General features: G+C 48.8%; 19 protein-coding genes. 1 reads left to right on the forward strand and 18 read right to left on the reverse strand.

Annotated elements, in window-relative coordinates:
• Positions 1–85: 85 nt before the first annotated feature.
• The 9 genes from JCM17207_RS04955 to JCM17207_RS13780 form a co-directional block, all read right to left on the reverse strand.
• Positions 86–1,297: a tyrosine-type recombinase/integrase gene (locus JCM17207_RS04955; RefSeq protein ID WP_002576318.1), complete on the reverse strand. Its 1,212-nt coding sequence runs from the start codon at positions 1,295–1,297 to the stop codon at positions 86–88.
• 145 nt (positions 1,298–1,442) lie between these two features.
• The gene (locus tag JCM17207_RS04960) at positions 1,443–2,654 is read right to left on the reverse strand and encodes a tyrosine-type recombinase/integrase (protein ID WP_002576319.1); all 1,212 of its coding nucleotides are present in this window, start codon (positions 2,652–2,654) and stop codon (positions 1,443–1,445) included.
• 84 nt (positions 2,655–2,738) lie between these two features.
• Positions 2,739–2,969 (reverse strand): hypothetical protein, encoded by a 231-nt coding sequence (locus JCM17207_RS04965; protein ID WP_002576320.1) that lies wholly within the window; start codon positions 2,967–2,969, stop codon positions 2,739–2,741.
• A 476-nt stretch (positions 2,970–3,445) separates the two neighbouring features.
• Positions 3,446–3,916, reverse strand: coding sequence for an RNA polymerase subunit sigma-73 (locus JCM17207_RS04970; RefSeq protein ID WP_002576321.1), 471 nt, complete (start codon positions 3,914–3,916; stop codon positions 3,446–3,448).
• Between the two features lie 167 nt (positions 3,917–4,083).
• Complete coding sequence (bcrD, locus tag JCM17207_RS04975; protein WP_002576322.1) at positions 4,084–4,911, reverse strand: bacitracin resistance undecaprenyl-diphosphatase BcrD; 828 nt, start codon at positions 4,909–4,911, stop codon at positions 4,084–4,086.
• Entirely contained in the window at positions 4,911–5,660 is a 750-nt protein-coding gene (locus JCM17207_RS04980) for an ABC transporter permease (protein ID WP_002576323.1), read from the reverse strand. Before JCM17207_RS04980 ends, bcrD begins: the two co-directional genes overlap by 1 nt.
• On the reverse strand, positions 5,653–6,570 hold the full coding sequence (gene bcrA / locus JCM17207_RS04985; protein ID WP_002576324.1) for a bacitracin ABC transporter ATP-binding protein BcrA: 918 nt from the start codon (positions 6,568–6,570) through the stop codon (positions 5,653–5,655). Before bcrA ends, JCM17207_RS04980 begins: the two co-directional genes overlap by 8 nt.
• 180 nt (positions 6,571–6,750) lie before the next feature.
• Positions 6,751–7,365 carry a bacitracin resistance transcriptional activator BcrR gene (gene bcrR, locus JCM17207_RS04990; protein WP_002576325.1) on the reverse strand — a complete coding sequence of 205 codons (615 nt, stop codon included), beginning with the start codon at positions 7,363–7,365 and terminating at the stop codon, positions 6,751–6,753.
• Positions 7,355–7,552, reverse strand: coding sequence for a helix-turn-helix domain-containing protein (locus tag JCM17207_RS13780; RefSeq protein WP_009246557.1), 198 nt, complete (start codon positions 7,550–7,552; stop codon positions 7,355–7,357). Before JCM17207_RS13780 ends, bcrR begins: the two co-directional genes overlap by 11 nt.
• 159 nt (positions 7,553–7,711) lie before the next feature.
• Between JCM17207_RS13780 and JCM17207_RS05000 the strand changes: the two genes are divergently transcribed.
• On the forward strand, positions 7,712–8,071 hold the full coding sequence (locus JCM17207_RS05000; RefSeq protein WP_425330774.1) for a helix-turn-helix domain-containing protein: 360 nt from the start codon (positions 7,712–7,714) through the stop codon (positions 8,069–8,071).
• A gap of 80 nt (positions 8,072–8,151) precedes the next feature.
• On the opposite strand, the gene JCM17207_RS05005 is transcribed toward JCM17207_RS05000, so the two are convergent.
• The 9 genes from JCM17207_RS05005 to JCM17207_RS05045 all read right to left on the reverse strand — a co-directional run bounded on the left by JCM17207_RS05005 (position 8,152) and on the right by JCM17207_RS05045 (position 14,233).
• Entirely contained in the window at positions 8,152–8,448 is a 297-nt protein-coding gene (locus JCM17207_RS05005; protein WP_002576327.1) for a hypothetical protein, read from the reverse strand.
• Between the two features lie 251 nt (positions 8,449–8,699).
• On the reverse strand, positions 8,700–10,112 hold the full coding sequence (locus JCM17207_RS05010) for a relaxase/mobilization nuclease domain-containing protein (RefSeq protein ID WP_002576328.1): 1,413 nt from the start codon (positions 10,110–10,112) through the stop codon (positions 8,700–8,702).
• A gap of 58 nt (positions 10,113–10,170) precedes the next feature.
• A complete protein-coding gene (locus JCM17207_RS05015) occupies positions 10,171–10,521 on the reverse strand; it encodes a hypothetical protein (protein WP_002576329.1) in 351 nt (116 codons plus the stop codon).
• Complete coding sequence (locus tag JCM17207_RS05020; protein WP_002576330.1) at positions 10,518–11,366, reverse strand: nucleotidyl transferase AbiEii/AbiGii toxin family protein; 849 nt, start codon at positions 11,364–11,366, stop codon at positions 10,518–10,520. The genes JCM17207_RS05015 and JCM17207_RS05020 overlap by 4 nt, the downstream gene beginning before the upstream one ends.
• A complete protein-coding gene (locus JCM17207_RS05025) occupies positions 11,363–11,926 on the reverse strand; it encodes a type IV toxin-antitoxin system AbiEi family antitoxin domain-containing protein (protein ID WP_022008328.1) in 564 nt (187 codons plus the stop codon). Before JCM17207_RS05025 ends, JCM17207_RS05020 begins: the two co-directional genes overlap by 4 nt.
• A gap of 133 nt (positions 11,927–12,059) precedes the next feature.
• A complete protein-coding gene (locus tag JCM17207_RS05030) occupies positions 12,060–12,371 on the reverse strand; it encodes a CD1845 family protein (RefSeq protein ID WP_002576332.1) in 312 nt (103 codons plus the stop codon).
• The gene (locus tag JCM17207_RS05035; RefSeq protein WP_002576333.1) at positions 12,368–12,673 is read right to left on the reverse strand and encodes a hypothetical protein; all 306 of its coding nucleotides are present in this window, start codon (positions 12,671–12,673) and stop codon (positions 12,368–12,370) included. The genes JCM17207_RS05030 and JCM17207_RS05035 overlap by 4 nt, the downstream gene beginning before the upstream one ends.
• Before the next feature lie 142 nt (positions 12,674–12,815).
• Positions 12,816–13,160 carry a plasmid mobilization protein gene (locus JCM17207_RS05040; RefSeq protein WP_002576334.1) on the reverse strand — a complete coding sequence of 115 codons (345 nt, stop codon included), beginning with the start codon at positions 13,158–13,160 and terminating at the stop codon, positions 12,816–12,818.
• Positions 13,157–14,233 carry a DUF3849 domain-containing protein gene (locus tag JCM17207_RS05045; protein WP_002576335.1) on the reverse strand — a complete coding sequence of 359 codons (1,077 nt, stop codon included), beginning with the start codon at positions 14,231–14,233 and terminating at the stop codon, positions 13,157–13,159. The genes JCM17207_RS05040 and JCM17207_RS05045 overlap by 4 nt, the downstream gene beginning before the upstream one ends.

Genomic DNA, 14,233 nt, shown 5'->3' on the forward strand with positions numbered 1-14,233 from the left:
AGCGATGATTTTCCTTGATATTCCGGGCTTTTTTGAGCCTCGGCCCCTCGGTTGTCCTATTCCTTAACCAAAAAACAGGCCACTTTTACGAGGGGACAGCTTGATGAAATGCAGAATTTACTACATCGAATAGCTGTTCTGGTTTATTATACTTTACTCTTGCATAGATGTCCATAGTTGTCTTGCTGTTCTCATGTCCGGCAAGGTACTGGACCGTCTTGGGGTCAACACCTGCATACAGAAGATTGGTGATGTAGGTATGCCGCAGCAGGTGCGGTGTCACATCGAAGTCCAGGCTATACACAATGTTGGGATTGTTTTTCTGATGTCCTCCCAGACTCGGCTGAACAGTGTACTTGATGCTCTGTCCGTTCACATACTTATAATAGGTACGCTCCTTGGTAGACCGAACAACGATGTACTGCCAGACACGTTTGAACTGCGAATATGACAAGGGCTGTCCCTCACTATCGGCAATCACATATTCCGATTTGGAGGCAGCCTTGGCTTCCCGCAGACAATTCACAAGGCATTTGGGAATGGGAATATCCCTTCTTGCTGCTTTCGTCTTAAGCGTTGTAGAGATAACCGGTCTGTTATGCTCTGATCGCCATGCGCGCCGCACAGAGATATATGGAGTGGGTGCATCGAGGAACACACAATCCCATTGCAAGGCGAGAGCTTCTTCTCGGCGCAGACCGGCATATAAGCCGATCATGGTAAACAGATACGGCGGAAGTCCTTTGACGGTTTCCAGCAGCACTTCCACCTGCTGGTCTGTCAGCGAATCTTTCTTTTGGGTCGGTTTCCCTCCTTTTGCCGAAATCCCCTCACACGGATTGTATTCCAGCAACTGGCTCCGCTCTGCCGAGTAAAAAATGCACTTGAGGAGCATATTCACCGTATTGTGCAGGCTCTCGGACTTATTGGACAATGGGATCAGCGCCAGACGAATATCATCCGCTGTTACTTCCTCCATATACATATCTCCCAAAGGCTTGATAATGTAGTTCTTCATATTGGAGGCGTAGCCCTTCAGTGTAGCCGGCGACACTTTTGCGGATTGCATCAACAGCCACTTCTCACAATACTCGGCCACAGTAGGATGCTCCCGGTGGAAGATGATCTCCGCTACCTGGCGTCTCGCCTCCTGCTCTTTATCGTACAGTTCCTCGCAGGTAGTCCCATACAAGCTCACCTGCTTGCCGTCTGCGTCCAGAATCCGGGTTCTGTAATACAGGACACCCTTTCGTGTGACGGTTCCATATTGAGGTATGTTTTTTTTCTTCTTTGCCATAATTAATTTCCTTTCTCGCGTGGTGATGTATCTACACCTCCTTTTTATCAGAGATTTCAAATTGAATCAAAGATACGGCCAAGGAAAAACTAAGAGCGAGACATCCTTGTCTCGCTCTTACTTCATTTTCTGAATTGTTCGGAACTTACACAGCGTCCCATAAGTCAAAGGCACAGCCCATTGCTTTGACAAGATCATCCGGCCTGTTGTATTTGACCTTTGCGTAAATGTCCATCGTGATTTTGCTGCTTTCATGGCCCGCCAAATATTGTACCGTTTTGGGGTCCACCGAAGAATGAATCAGATTGGTGATGTAGGTGTGCCGCAGCTGATGCGGTGTCACTTCAAAATCCAGGCTATATACCACATGGCCGTTATTCCTGGCTTTTTCTCCAAGTTTCGGGTAAAGCATATATTTTACATACTTTCCGTCCACAAGTTTTCTGGCCATTCTCGGCTTTGCAGTCCGCGTCACAATATACTGCCACAGCCGCTTAAACTGTGTATAGGATAGCGGATCACCGTCCCGATTGGCAATCACATAATCCGAAGTGGATTTTTTCTTTGCATCTTTCAGACATTCAACCAGACAGACCGGGAGAGGAATGTTTCTTTGTGCCGCTTTGGTCTTTAGCTCGGTAAGAATGACCGGCCTGTTATGTTCTGTGTGCCATGCCCGCCGTACCGTTAAGTACGGAGCCTCTGCATCCAGATACACAGAATCCCATTGCAGCGCCAGGATTTCTTCCCGGCGCAGACCGGCATATAAACCGATCATCACAAATACATAGGGCGGCAAATCCCGGATCGTGTCCAAAAGCCGCTCAACCTGTTCATCCGTCAATGCCTGTCTTTCTTCCTGGGGAACTCCTCCCTTTGCATCCAGGTATATGGTCGGGTCCTCGTCAATCACATGGCTCTCCTTGGCCGCCCGGAAAATGGACTTGCAGAGAATCACCACAGACTTATAAACCGAAGCCGACTTCTTGGAAACAGGTACGAGGGCAAGTTGGATGTCATCCAGGGATACATCAGCCATTCTCTTGTCTCCCAGCCCTCCAATAATGTGCCGCCGCACCTTAGAGGTATAATCTGTCAAGGTGGTGGCCCGAACATGGACGGACTGCATCAGCAGCCACTTCTCACAGTACTCAGCAACCGTAGGCGATCTTCGACGAAACGTAGTACTGTCAATCTGCTCTAACGCCTCCAGTTCCTTGTCATAAAGCTTTTCGGGCGTCTTTGCATAAAGCGCCACTCTGTTTCCATCCGAATCTTCGACTCTGGTTCTATAATATTCAATGCCGTTAAGCACGACCGTACCATATTGAGGAATTGCCCTTTTTCTTTTTGCCAATTCCGTCACCTCCTAAGAATAATGTCCAGCGCTGTACCTTTGTTTTATCAGACATATTAGGTTCCAGCAAGGATACGGAACAGCTCAAGCTCGGACACTTCGCAGCTTGCGGTATGTAGCGCTTTTTTCCACTGGCTTTGCACGATGGGTGCATTTTGCGATATACTCCTGAAGGCCAGCATCTGTAAAGTACACGCAACCATTTTGCACATACTGAACATAGGAAATTAGCCCACTGTTTCGAGCTGCATCCAAAGTGGCAATGCTAATCCCCAGTAATTTGGCAGCCTCTTTCCGCGAAATCAATTTTTCCATAGGTGGTCCCCCTTTCTGTCAAAGATGTGGTTGTTGCTTTCAAAATCACATGAATGCGCTGGCAACCGAAGCTGCCAGCGCATGGTATCTGACTTTGAAAAATTTACTCGCCACATTTGCCACGCACCCCTGGCGATGGGGACATTCCGGTCTCCGCTGGCGCGGCTGTCATAACTCCACAGCGTCGTTTTACTCGTGCGCCGCAGAGTTCCCCCCAAGTCTTTAGGAGGCCGTGAGGAAGTATCTTTAACCCCTATGCAGTCATCGCGCCCTGAAATGCCACTTTCGGGTATCAGGCTGACGTGGATCGCTCGGAACAGTCCTATTCATCACCTCCTGGGGCTGTCCATCTTCGCGGCGTGCCTGATTCGCTCGTACATAGGTTATGTACCGGAAATGCCGTCTATGAAATTGTCAAGCTCCACATTGGGAGAATGTTCTTCCCTCAATGGGTAGGCACTGATACGCTTCATTTGTTAAGTGTTATTCAAAAATTTTTTTATTTTTTTAAATCTTTGTGCAACAGCACTTCTGGAACAATGCCAAAGACGTGCTACATCAATTTGACGATAACCATCCACAAAAAGTAATGTCAATAGCTCCAAATCTTTCTTCGACAGCTTCTTCAATCTCAACAGTAGTTGTTCGTTTTCCACCGAAGCCAACCATCCATATCGCGTTTGATCAATCTTATCAACATCCCATTGATAAGATAACGATGCAAACTTTCGGAACAGCTGTGATTGACCACATACTTCATCATATTGTTCACAAGGTATTGGTTGCGTATGGTTTTGAAAAACCCTTTGACTGCAAAACCATGCCCAGTCATATTCTTTCATGGCAGCAATCTGTTCTTCGCTCATCCCTGCATCACAATACTCAACTTCTAAACGCTTCCATCTACTATCAAACTTCTTTTTCTCATATCCATAATTAAATCCCATTATTAACCTCCTGTAGATTCAATTTGCAAAATTCACCATGCAAACTAAAATCAGGAGGAGATCGACAACGAGAATCTCTGGGTTGTTTTCCATCCCCAGAAACAAAAATGCCAGCTGATCTTAAGGACCAACTGGCATTTTTATTCGCGCACAAAGAAAACGCATTATTAAGATTTTATAAGTACAACAAGTATACCAAGCACAATTCGATACCAACCAAACACCTTAAAATCATGTTTTTTGATAAAGTTCATTAGGAATTTAATTACTAAGACAGATACCGCAAATGCCACAGCCATACCGAGAACAAGAGCGAGCAGTTCTGCACTTGTAAATTCAAACCCGAATTTTAACAGCTTAAAAGCACTTGCTCCAAGCATAGTAGGTACTGCGAGGAAAAAAGTAAACTCTGCTGCTGCCACTCGTGAAACTCCTATGAGTAAAGCACCTATAATCGTTGCTCCCGACCGTGATGTGCCGGGTATAAGTGATAACACTTGAAATGCCCCTATCAAGATTGCTGTTTTATAGCTGATGTCAGAAAGTGCCATAGTAGTAGGAGTACGCTTTTTATTCCAATTTTCTATGAGAATGAATAACAAACCATAAAAGATTAACATGATTGAAATCACAATGGGGGTTTGGAGGTAAGCATCCAAATAATCATCAAATAGAATCCCCATAATAGCTGACGGTACACAAGCTACCGCAACCTTGAACCACAACGAGAAAGTATCCTTTTTAACAATTGACTGTGCTTTGTTCTTAAATTGAAAGGGAAACATCTTGTTCCAAAACATTACAACCACTGCGAGTATAGCTCCAAGTTGAATAACAACAAAAAACATTTCTTTAAATGCTTCGCTCATATTAAGTGTGATAAATTCGTCCACAAGAATCATATGTCCTGTGCTGCTGATAGGTAGCCACTCAGTAATACCCTCAACAATTCCAAGAAAAATAACTTTTAAAATTTCTATAAAATCAAGTACCATTATTTCAAATCCTCCTTTTTAAAATGATGAAAGGTCATAAGAAAACCAACTGCTGATACAAGAATAATAATAGATACAGACAGCAGTGTAGGATAGCCGGTACTCTGAAGTTTACCCTGCACCAAGAAATAGGTGGCTGTCCACGGATACAACGCTCCCCATTCTTGATTTGAAAGTGCGGCACTTCCCATGACAATCACGGCAGAGCCAATCATCGGGGCGACAAATCCTTTTGTTTTCATAGCAACAAACACAAAAGGAGAAACTGTTAAAAACATCAGGATACTGCCAAACAAAAACTTGGGGAGCCATACTATTGCCACTAGTAAGCTATATCCCTCCAATGTAAAGACAGCGTCATATAGCCCACAAACGATAAATATACCTGCCCATGTTACAAGGGTTAGCATAACAATCCAAAGAAGCAGGGTGCAAAATTTTCCAATTAATAGTTTTGTCCTTGAAATGGGTATGGGCAATATGGTTTTGAGGGTGCTTTCTGTGTACTCTCTGCTAAACAAGTAAGCTGCAATTGCCACATATATCATAATGTTTACCAGCAGCATGATATACAGTACACTGTCGCTGTATATGTCAGACAAGGTAAAGATAATCTCCGGCTTATCAAAATGTGTTTGCAAGGCTTCTATTAACATCAAAAGTGGGGTAGATAATACCCCTGCCACACTAATTAGCACCATTTTTGAACGCTTTAGTTTTAATAATTCACAAGAAATAAGATTAAGCAATACCGCCACCTCCAATCAGTTTAGAAAAGTAGTCCTCTAAGTTTTCCTCACTATCATTTATCCTTGTCACGAGCAGTCCATTTCGTGCAAATTCTCGATTGATTTCTCCAACACTTTGGCTAAAGTCATAAATTCTCACCGTACCGTCCTGCACTGTAAAATCCGTCATGTGGTAGTGGTTTTCTAAAATCTTTCCGGCTATCTCACTGTCAGATAAATCAAATTGAATGTATTTTCGATTCCTTTTGTGAAGCTCGGATATATTCACTTCCTCTACTAAATGCCCCTCGTGCATAACGCCGATAATATCTGCTATCTGTTCAATCTCGCTTAAAACATGGCTTGAGATAAAAATGGTAATGCCATGATTGTGACTAAGTTCAGATAAAAATGAGCGTATTTCAACTATTCCAATGGGGTCAAGTCCGTTAATCGGTTCGTCAAGTATTAAAAGCTCCGGCTCGTGCATAATGGCGGCGGCAATACCAAGCCGTTGCTTCATTCCGAGGGAATAATCGGAAAAGACTTTTCTTTTCTCCTTATGCAGCCCCACAACTTCAAGAGCTTTTTCTACTCCACTTTTAGATACTCCCCCTCGCAGTTTAGCGAGAATTTGCAAATTCTCATACCCTGTTAAATTACTGTAAAATCCCGGTGTTTCGATAATAGAGCCTACTTTGCTATAAAGGGTATGGATATTTTCCTTATAGTTTGTGCCAAACAAGCGTACCGTTCCCTCCGTTGGGAAAGCAAGCTGCAACATCATTTTCATTGCTGTGGTTTTGCCTGCTCCGTTTCTGCCGAGCAAACCATAAATTTTGCCCTTTGGCACATGAAGATTTACCTTATCGACAACGGTGGCTGTTCCGTATCGCTTCGTAAGATTTTCTGTTTCAATGATATAATCCATATTTGATTCTCCTTTCCGTGGGTTGCTGTTCTTGTTTTCGCTGACCACAATCTTATTATCCACGAGTATTGCATAGAAGCCAAGAAATCTACCGTCACAATGCCGACACAATAGATGTCAGCACGAAAAAAGCTCCGACACTTATCGTGTCAGAGCCTATTTTAAAGGGTTTATGGCATTTTACTTTGTTTGGGTTTGCTTTATCCAGACAAATATTTTAGCAACAAATAGCAGAAACATAAGGGCGGTTACATAGGGTTGTCTTGCCGCAGCGAAGAAGCAGATAAAAAGCGTACTCAGCACGAGAGAGCATTTTGTGATTATGTTGCTCCATGATTCCTTTTCAAAACAAACACACATCAGTTTCGCTATCCCAAGTGCAATCAAAACAATAAAAACAATCCAATAGATTGCAAGATATATTGGGGTAGTGTCTGTAAATGAAAGTAGATTGACAGAATAAATATATCCGTCAACAAGGTTACCATACAACGGCAAAAGTATAAAAGTAACCGCCATCATATCTAATATTCCATAAATGAAACTGTAAATTTTTTTCAAGTTGGAACGATTTTCAGTTTCGGCAAGTGTAATCAGTTCTTCGCCCGATAGCAGTTCATCTATGGTCACAGAAAAGAATTTAGAAATACACTTGAGCGACTCAATGTTAGGGTAACCCTTGCCGCTTTCCCATTTTGAAATGGCTGTTCTTGATACATATAATTGCTCCGCAAGTTGTTCCTGCGTTAAGTTCTTTCCAGTCCTAAGCTGTTGTAGCTTTTCATTAAATTCCATGATTCTCCTCCTGTTTGTTCCTTGTTTTCATACGTCCATCAACGGGTTTTTCTGCATCTTTTGGTATCATCCATGCACGACCAAATTTTTCAGTTCCGTCAATGCGATTTTCCTCACATAATTTTTGTATCCGTCTTTCCGATATGCCCCATTTTTCAGAAGCGGCTTTCACAGAAATGTAATTCATAATATCAACTTCCTTTCGCAAAGAGTATATAATTATTATATACGGAATGACGAATAATAGCAAGTTTCTCTCCACTAATACGAAATTATACACTACTAAACATAAAATCATACTTCGTTCAAATATCATCACCCGAAATGTACAATGATATAGGATGATATTAAAATGTACCAAGATGAAAGAAAACTTGATTTTAAGCCGTTAGGTATAGCGATAAAAAAAGCTCGGGAAGCAAAAGGGTGGACACAGGAATATCTTGCCCAACTGGTAGACCTTACGCCACGCTCTATTATGTATATAGAGAACAGGGGGCAGCACCCAAGGCTTAACAAATTTTATCTCATTACTACCTTGCTTGACATCTCTGTAGACCAGTTCTTTTTTCCATGCAATGAAGATGGCGACAACAATCGCCGCAAACAAGTTGATGTACTGTTGAATGATATGGAAGAAAAGGAGCTTATCGTGATGGAAGCTACGGCTCAAGGCTTGAAAAAGGCAAGAGAAACTGCGGAATAATTAACGCTGTTTTCGTAAGCCAAGCCAACTGAAAAAAGTGCGACACCTACACAGGCTATCGCACTTTTTAGGTTATTTTTTTATTCTCCACACAAATCATAAAGCTGTTCACATCGGTTTTGAATATCTAAGATTTCTGTTTCGGTTAAACTCCTGCGGTTATGAGTAAGTTGTTGCTCTAAAAAATCACGATAGCCATCAAGTAAGGCATCCCGTAAAAGCTCGGGGGCTTTGCAATGTTCCACACCAAACCATTGCTCATCTTTTTCATCCCAAATCATAACGGTGTATCCTCGCTTAGTGTTCACCACCTCCAAAACACTATCTTTATTTAGGTAATCGTTGAATACTTCTAAAACCTTTTCAAAGGTCATCATTTTATCAGCCCTTTCATATTTTAGGTGCTTATATGTAAGTAGTTTATATACTTATTACGACTATGATAATAAAAGTAAATCATCGTGTAAAGGATACGGATATTGTTTGCGAACAAAAGTGGCAAGCAATGCCCCAGGATAGCCACGGCTCCCTAGCGCTGCTTGTTGAGGGATACCCCCAAGCCCCCTTTGAACGCAGAATTTCATTCTGCGGCTGCGCGTTCTAACGAACGCTTTTGACCATGACCAGCTCATCGCTGGCCGTGGTCTTTTTCTTTCTGTTGCGGCTCGGTCTGCTCCATCGCCAGGACCCGATCCACGTTATTCTTGACCGTCAGCAGCTCCCGCATGGTGGCGCGGGCCTGCCGGTACTCACCGTAAGCCTTTTTCTTGTCCGCCAGTAGCTGGGCGTACTCGGTCTGAAGCTCCTTGATGGTGGGCAGCTTCTTCACATTCAGCTCGTTGAAGGCTTCCTTGGCGGCCTGGTGCAGCAAGATTTCCTCCTCATGCTCCTGCCGGAATTTCTTTGAATACCCGGCCTTGCGGTAGGCCACATAGGTCTCGCGGGTCTTGGCGTAGTTGACGATGTGGGTGCGCAGCACGGCAATCTCGGCCATGCGCTTCTCAGCGGCCTTGATCTGATCGGACAGCGCATTATAGCGGGCCGTCGCCTCTGCTGTTTTGGTTTCCAAATCGGCATAATCCAGCAGCCCATGTTCGGACAGGTAGTTGAGGGTCTGTGCCATCTGCTTGAGGTTGAACACCTTGGCCCAGCGGGCGTACCCGGCACCTTTTCCGGCCTGGAGTTTTGCCTGGATGTCCACCAGCAGATTGACCTTCGGCGGAGCGGCCTGCGGGACGGCTTGCTTGCGGGGCATATGTTCTTTCTGGCCGGAGAGGACCGCCAACAGATCGTCCAGCGTGTAGCCGTCCCCCAGCCGGTCAAAGCGGACATTGTTGCCCCAGCCCTCCGCGCCGATGGAGATGTTTTTTCCGCGCCGGTGAACGGTGAAGCCGTCCTGTTCCAACAGGCGCAGCAGCTCCTCCAGGCTGGCCGGTTTCTGCGCCAGTGCCCGGTCAATGGCCTGACGCAGCTGCTCCTTGTGGGAGGGCTTCGCCGCGTCACCCAGCCACTTGTTGTAGCTCTGGCCGCGCCGCTTGGGAGCCTCCACAATGGAGTAACCGTTCTCAACGCAGATGGTATCGCTCAGACGGTGGACGGCGCGGGTGCTGCCCCAAAAGTTGCGGAACTTGCGGTCACACTCCAGCGTGGTGGAGTTCCATATAATATGGTTGTGGACGTGAGCCTTGTCAATGTGGGTGCAGACGATGAAAGCGTGCTTGTCCTTGGTAAATCGCCGGGCCAGCTCTACGCCCAACCGGTTGGCTTCCTCCGGCGTGATCTCGCCCGGCACAAAGGACTGCCGCAGGTGGTAGGCAATCACATCGTCCGCACCGCGCACCCGGCCGGTGCGGGCGGCGTAGGTCTGCTTGTCCAGCAGGAACTGCGCATCGGCCACGCGGCTGTCACACTGGTAGCTGGTGATGAGCCTGCCGTGGTCGGTCTTTTCTGGATTTTTTACATAACCAATGATATCGCTGATCGCCTTGCCGACCGTGCGGCCCTTGCCGGTGTGCAGCGGTATAATGCGGGTGGTGGCCATGTGGGGTCCGCCTCCTTTCCAAAAAATAAGCGGCCTGCTTATCACAGACCGCATCGGTTTACTCTATATCAGTTTCCTCGTCCATATAAAAATCGAAATCTTCCTCAAAGTCATCTTCCAATTCATCCAGTTCTATCCTGGGCGGGAACCGCATTTCATATTGTTCCGTCGCCAAGGTCCGCACGGCATCCCGCCGGTCTTTCATCCGTTTCTTCAACCACGAAAGCTGTTCTTTGGATAATCGCCAGGGAAGGTTGACCAGCCGGGTAAGTGCCATTTCTTCCGCCTGCTTTTCTGGCGGGAGGGCGGCGCAGGTTTTACAAATGTGCGCGGCGTGACCCTTGCCGGAAAACTTTTCGTTTGCCTTATACTCGCCACAGACCTTGCAGTAGTGTCCACGCTTTTTCATGCCGTGCCCTCGCAACGAGCGAACAGCTGACGGACCGCAGCCATGACCGTATTCCAGCCAAGGTCGGACGCATAGGAAAACTTTTTCTGATAGGCCACCCACAGGTCCTGCATGACCGGGCTGGCCTCCACTTCATCAAAGACTTCGGCGGCCTCGGCCAGATGGCGCTCGGTGCCGCGCTTGTGGGCTGTCGCCAGAAGCGCGTCATGGAGAACGTGCGGGTCCAGAGTGCTGCCATAGAGTTGTTGCAGGATGGCGATGTCGTAAAAATCTCTCATACGGGTGTTGGTCGTGGTCCGGGTGATGATGGTTTCCAGCTTTTCGGCCAGCACGGTCTCCAGGTTATAGGCCCAAACGTCGATGGAACGGTCCTCCAGCATGAGCTTGAAGCTGTACCGCACCTCTTTAGGGGTGATGGCGTCGCCGGTAGAAATGTCGATTTTCAGCGGGGTGCGCACCCCGTCAAAGAGCGTTGTCATCGTCACCCGAATGCCGGGATATTCCGCTTCATCCATGATTTCCGAAATGCTTTTCACCTGGAAGGTAACGCCGTCGTCAATGGGAACGGCGATGATCTCGGCCATCATGTTCTCCACATCCTCCACGCTGACGTTGGCCCCCTTGACCGTTGCGTCCAGGTCCATCGTGGAGCGGGCGTCCAGACCGACCATCGCGGCCACCAGCATACCACCCTTGAGGATGAACTTGTCCCGGTATGAGGAAAGAGAAATACGTTCAAGAAAACGCTCCATCATATAGTTGCGCATCAAAACCTGCGCATCCGCAGCATTTTTCTTTGACAGGTTACGGATCAAATCTTTCAGCTGTCTGGCTGTCTTTATCATAGCAGTACCTCCAAATACTGGCGTAAAATCTTCTCGACCCGGAACAGCTTGGCATAGCGCACCAGCGTCCGCAGGTCCTTATCTTTCCGGCGAGCATACGCTTTCAAAGCGTCCTGGAATGTCTGCATCTCGATATGGCTCCGGCTGCGCAGCACATCGCAGATCGTCCGTTCCATATCATATACCGGCACATCGTGACCGAAGGGGGTCTGCGCGGTTGTCAGGCCGACCTCATGCAGCTCCGCCTTGATGGTAAAGACCTGAACGCCCTCGTCCTTGAGCCGGGTCGGATTGTAGCCCGTCTTGACCGTAATGGAATAGGCCAGCGGCTCCCGGTCGGTCAGGTCATGGAAAAACAGCGCCGTTTCATGGGAAAAAACTGCCTGCGGACAGCGAAGATGCAGCAGATACATGGCGTCCACCCAGGCGTCTTTGGAAAGATAAATCCCATGCGCCGCCTGTTCCAGCCCACGAGACTGCACGAATTGATAAAAAACAGGTTTTGAGATCCCGGCCGCGAGGACCTGCCCGGTGCGCAGCATCCCATCCTGACGTTCCATCAGCTGGTCCAGCTGTTGAAATTGGCTCACGTTCTTCACCTTCCTTTCATGCTAATATTATACGCAAAATTAGCACGAAAGTAAAGTCAAAAAATTGCCGGGCACTCACTCCCGGCAATTCTTCGCTTCCTATTCAGCCATACACCGCGTCCTGGATCGCATACCGCAGGTCCTGTACCTTGCCCACCAGCCAGACGGCGGCCATCGGCAGGCCCAGCGGGCTGACCAGGAAGGCGATCACCAGCAGGATTACGCCGTTTTGCGGCGAGTAGGTCACAAGCACCGCGATCCCCAGCAGCGCCACCACCGTGGAGACCAGGCCGAAGATGAAGCTGGACACATACAGCAGCCAGAAGCACAGCCAGGTGAACAGCGTCAGCGCCAGCACCACCGGCACGGCAAGGATTTTCAGCCCCAATTTCAAAATAAACAGCACCGCTCTCATTTCAGCGCCTCCTTCCGCCAGTCCAGGTAGGGCTGGCACAGTTCTTTCACGGCTTTTTCATCGGCTTCTGTAACTTCCCGGCGGCCTTTCGTCCGGCGGAGCAATTCAAAGTCCTGGTAATCCGTGAGCAACAGGTCAAACAGTTCCTCCGGGATTCGGCAGAGGATACCGTCCACACAGTAGCGGGAATCCTTGTTCCAAGTCAATCGGACATAGCCGCGTTTACAAGGGAGAACTTCTTCCTCCGGGTCGTGCAGCAGGTACTCATGAAAAATCTCCAAGACGTTTTCAAACGTCAACATCAGCCATCACCTCGTTTCTGACTCCATTATCAATCACACCCCACCAAAACGCAACGATACGGGCAAAGAAAAAAAAGAGGGAGGCCCGGCGATGCAGTCTGCACGCGCCGGACCTCCCTCACAGCCGGGGCGTATGCCCCTGTCACGACAGCTTTGCCAGCTGGGTCAATACCTGATGCACCCCATCCCACAAAGCCTCCTGCCTCCGGGATATATCCTCCAGGTCGGCGTCGTAAATGCGCCCGGTTTCATGCGCACGGCGGGCCAGCTGGTTTAAGTTGTTGCTGGAATAGCGCATCAGGGACACCAACTCCTTCAGCTCCGGCAGTTCCAGGCGCACCACATAACCGTCCAAGGCCATCTTGCGCAGGTAGGCTTCCCGGTTCGTTGTTCCCAGCTGGGCCATCTTCTGTTCGATCAACGCCAGTTCTTCCGGCGAGACCCGGAAGTTCAGCTGCACCTCCCGCTTGCGCTTGGGGGCGCTCATCGCTCCGGCTCCTTTTTCTTATAGATGGGGGATTTTTTCTCCGGCTTTTCAGCGGGGCGCGGCTCCTGTTTCAGCTGGCGGCGGACCGAGGGGCGGCGCTGGCGCAGCTCTTTGGAACGGTCCTCGCTGGCCAAGATGGTGACATAGGTGCCGGGCAGTTCCTTCATGCCGGTGATCGCCAGACTGCGGAACGGCAGCAGCGTCATCAGCTGGTCATGGGCCTGGGTGCCTGCGCGGGCCAGAAAGTCTGGCGAAACGCGGGCCATGTAGTGGGTGCCGTGGGGGCTGTTGGGTGTACCCGGCGCACGAAGCTCCTGCAAAAGCCGGGCGGCCTCGGCACGGATTTCCTCCGGCGTCAGCGGCTGGAGCCGCAGATAATCCTGCCGCGCCTGGCTCAAGAACAGATCGACCAGGCCGGAGTGGCTGTCCACCACAAAGTCCAGGTTGCGTTCGCCGCCAAAGCCGTCCGGGTTGGGCGGGATGTCCACCGTCCTGGCCCACGCCTTGTTGGCCGGGCTGAAACGCTCATCCCACTCTTTCTGCTGCACGGTATTTGCCAGCACATAGAGGATGCGGGTGTAGCCGAACTGCTCGATCACCTGGGGTACCGCGTCCTTGTCCAGCCGGTTGTCCCGGTAATGTTCCGAAATGGCCGCCTCGATGGCCTCCTTGCAGGCGATGTTGGCGCGGCGGGACGCCCGGTACAAATCCAGGTCGCCCTGTTCGCGGGCATAGGCGGCGTCGTGGCGGTAGAGCGGCAGTTCCCGCTGGGCGTCCAGCGCCGCATCGGCCCGCTGCTCGATGCTGTCCCGCACCACATCCATGTAGGAAGTCTCCCGGTCAGAAAACTCCTTGTAGACATCGGCCAGCGGGGACGACGACGCCAGCAGCGCGGCGGCCCGGCTTTGGGGCAGATCCAGCTCCTCCATCGCCATCAGGATGTCCTCCCGGACCGTGTACTCATAGGTATGCTTTAGAATTTCCTCCGGGGGCTGGCTTTTCAGCCAGTCCCGGAACTTGTCCTGTTCGGCGGCCATCTTCTCATAGAGGGCCGTGTTTTTGTCGGTATTCAT

The organism is Faecalibacterium gallinarum, from assembly GCF_022180365.1.
Taxonomy (GTDB): domain Bacteria; phylum Bacillota; class Clostridia; order Oscillospirales; family Ruminococcaceae; genus Faecalibacterium; species Faecalibacterium gallinarum.

Bases quoted from the DNA above. Each gene is read 5' to 3' on its own strand.
- JCM17207_RS05030 (WP_002576332.1), bottom strand. From the start codon at position 12,371: ATGAGAGCGGTGCTGTTTATTTTGAAATTGGGGCTGAAAATCCTTGCC.
- JCM17207_RS05025 (WP_022008328.1), bottom strand. From the start codon at position 11,926: ATGGAACGTCAGGATGGGATGCTGCGCACCGGGCAGGTCCTCGCGGCC.
- JCM17207_RS05015 (WP_002576329.1), bottom strand. From the start codon at position 10,521: ATGAAAAAGCGTGGACACTACTGCAAGGTCTGTGGCGAGTATAAGGCA.
- bcrA (WP_002576324.1), bottom strand. From the start codon at position 6,570: ATGGATTATATCATTGAAACAGAAAATCTTACGAAGCGATACGGAACA.
- JCM17207_RS05010 (WP_002576328.1), bottom strand. From the start codon at position 10,112: ATGGCCACCACCCGCATTATACCGCTGCACACCGGCAAGGGCCGCACG.
- JCM17207_RS05045 (WP_002576335.1), bottom strand. From the start codon at position 14,233: ATGAATACCGACAAAAACACGGCCCTCTATGAGAAGATGGCCGCCGAA.
- JCM17207_RS04965 (WP_002576320.1), bottom strand. From the start codon at position 2,969: ATGGAAAAATTGATTTCGCGGAAAGAGGCTGCCAAATTACTGGGGATT.
- JCM17207_RS04970 (WP_002576321.1), bottom strand. From the start codon at position 3,916: ATGGGATTTAATTATGGATATGAGAAAAAGAAGTTTGATAGTAGATGG.
- JCM17207_RS13780 (WP_009246557.1), bottom strand. From the start codon at position 7,552: ATGAATTACATTTCTGTGAAAGCCGCTTCTGAAAAATGGGGCATATCG.
- JCM17207_RS05040 (WP_002576334.1), bottom strand. From the start codon at position 13,160: ATGAGCGCCCCCAAGCGCAAGCGGGAGGTGCAGCTGAACTTCCGGGTC.
- JCM17207_RS05035 (WP_002576333.1), bottom strand. From the start codon at position 12,673: ATGTTGACGTTTGAAAACGTCTTGGAGATTTTTCATGAGTACCTGCTG.
- bcrD (WP_002576322.1), bottom strand. From the start codon at position 4,911: ATGGTACTTGATTTTATAGAAATTTTAAAAGTTATTTTTCTTGGAATT.
- JCM17207_RS05020 (WP_002576330.1), bottom strand. From the start codon at position 11,366: ATGATAAAGACAGCCAGACAGCTGAAAGATTTGATCCGTAACCTGTCA.
- bcrR (WP_002576325.1), bottom strand. From the start codon at position 7,365: ATGGAATTTAATGAAAAGCTACAACAGCTTAGGACTGGAAAGAACTTA.
- JCM17207_RS04955 (WP_002576318.1), bottom strand. From the start codon at position 1,297: ATGGCAAAGAAGAAAAAAAACATACCTCAATATGGAACCGTCACACGA.
- JCM17207_RS05005 (WP_002576327.1), bottom strand. From the start codon at position 8,448: ATGATGACCTTTGAAAAGGTTTTAGAAGTATTCAACGATTACCTAAAT.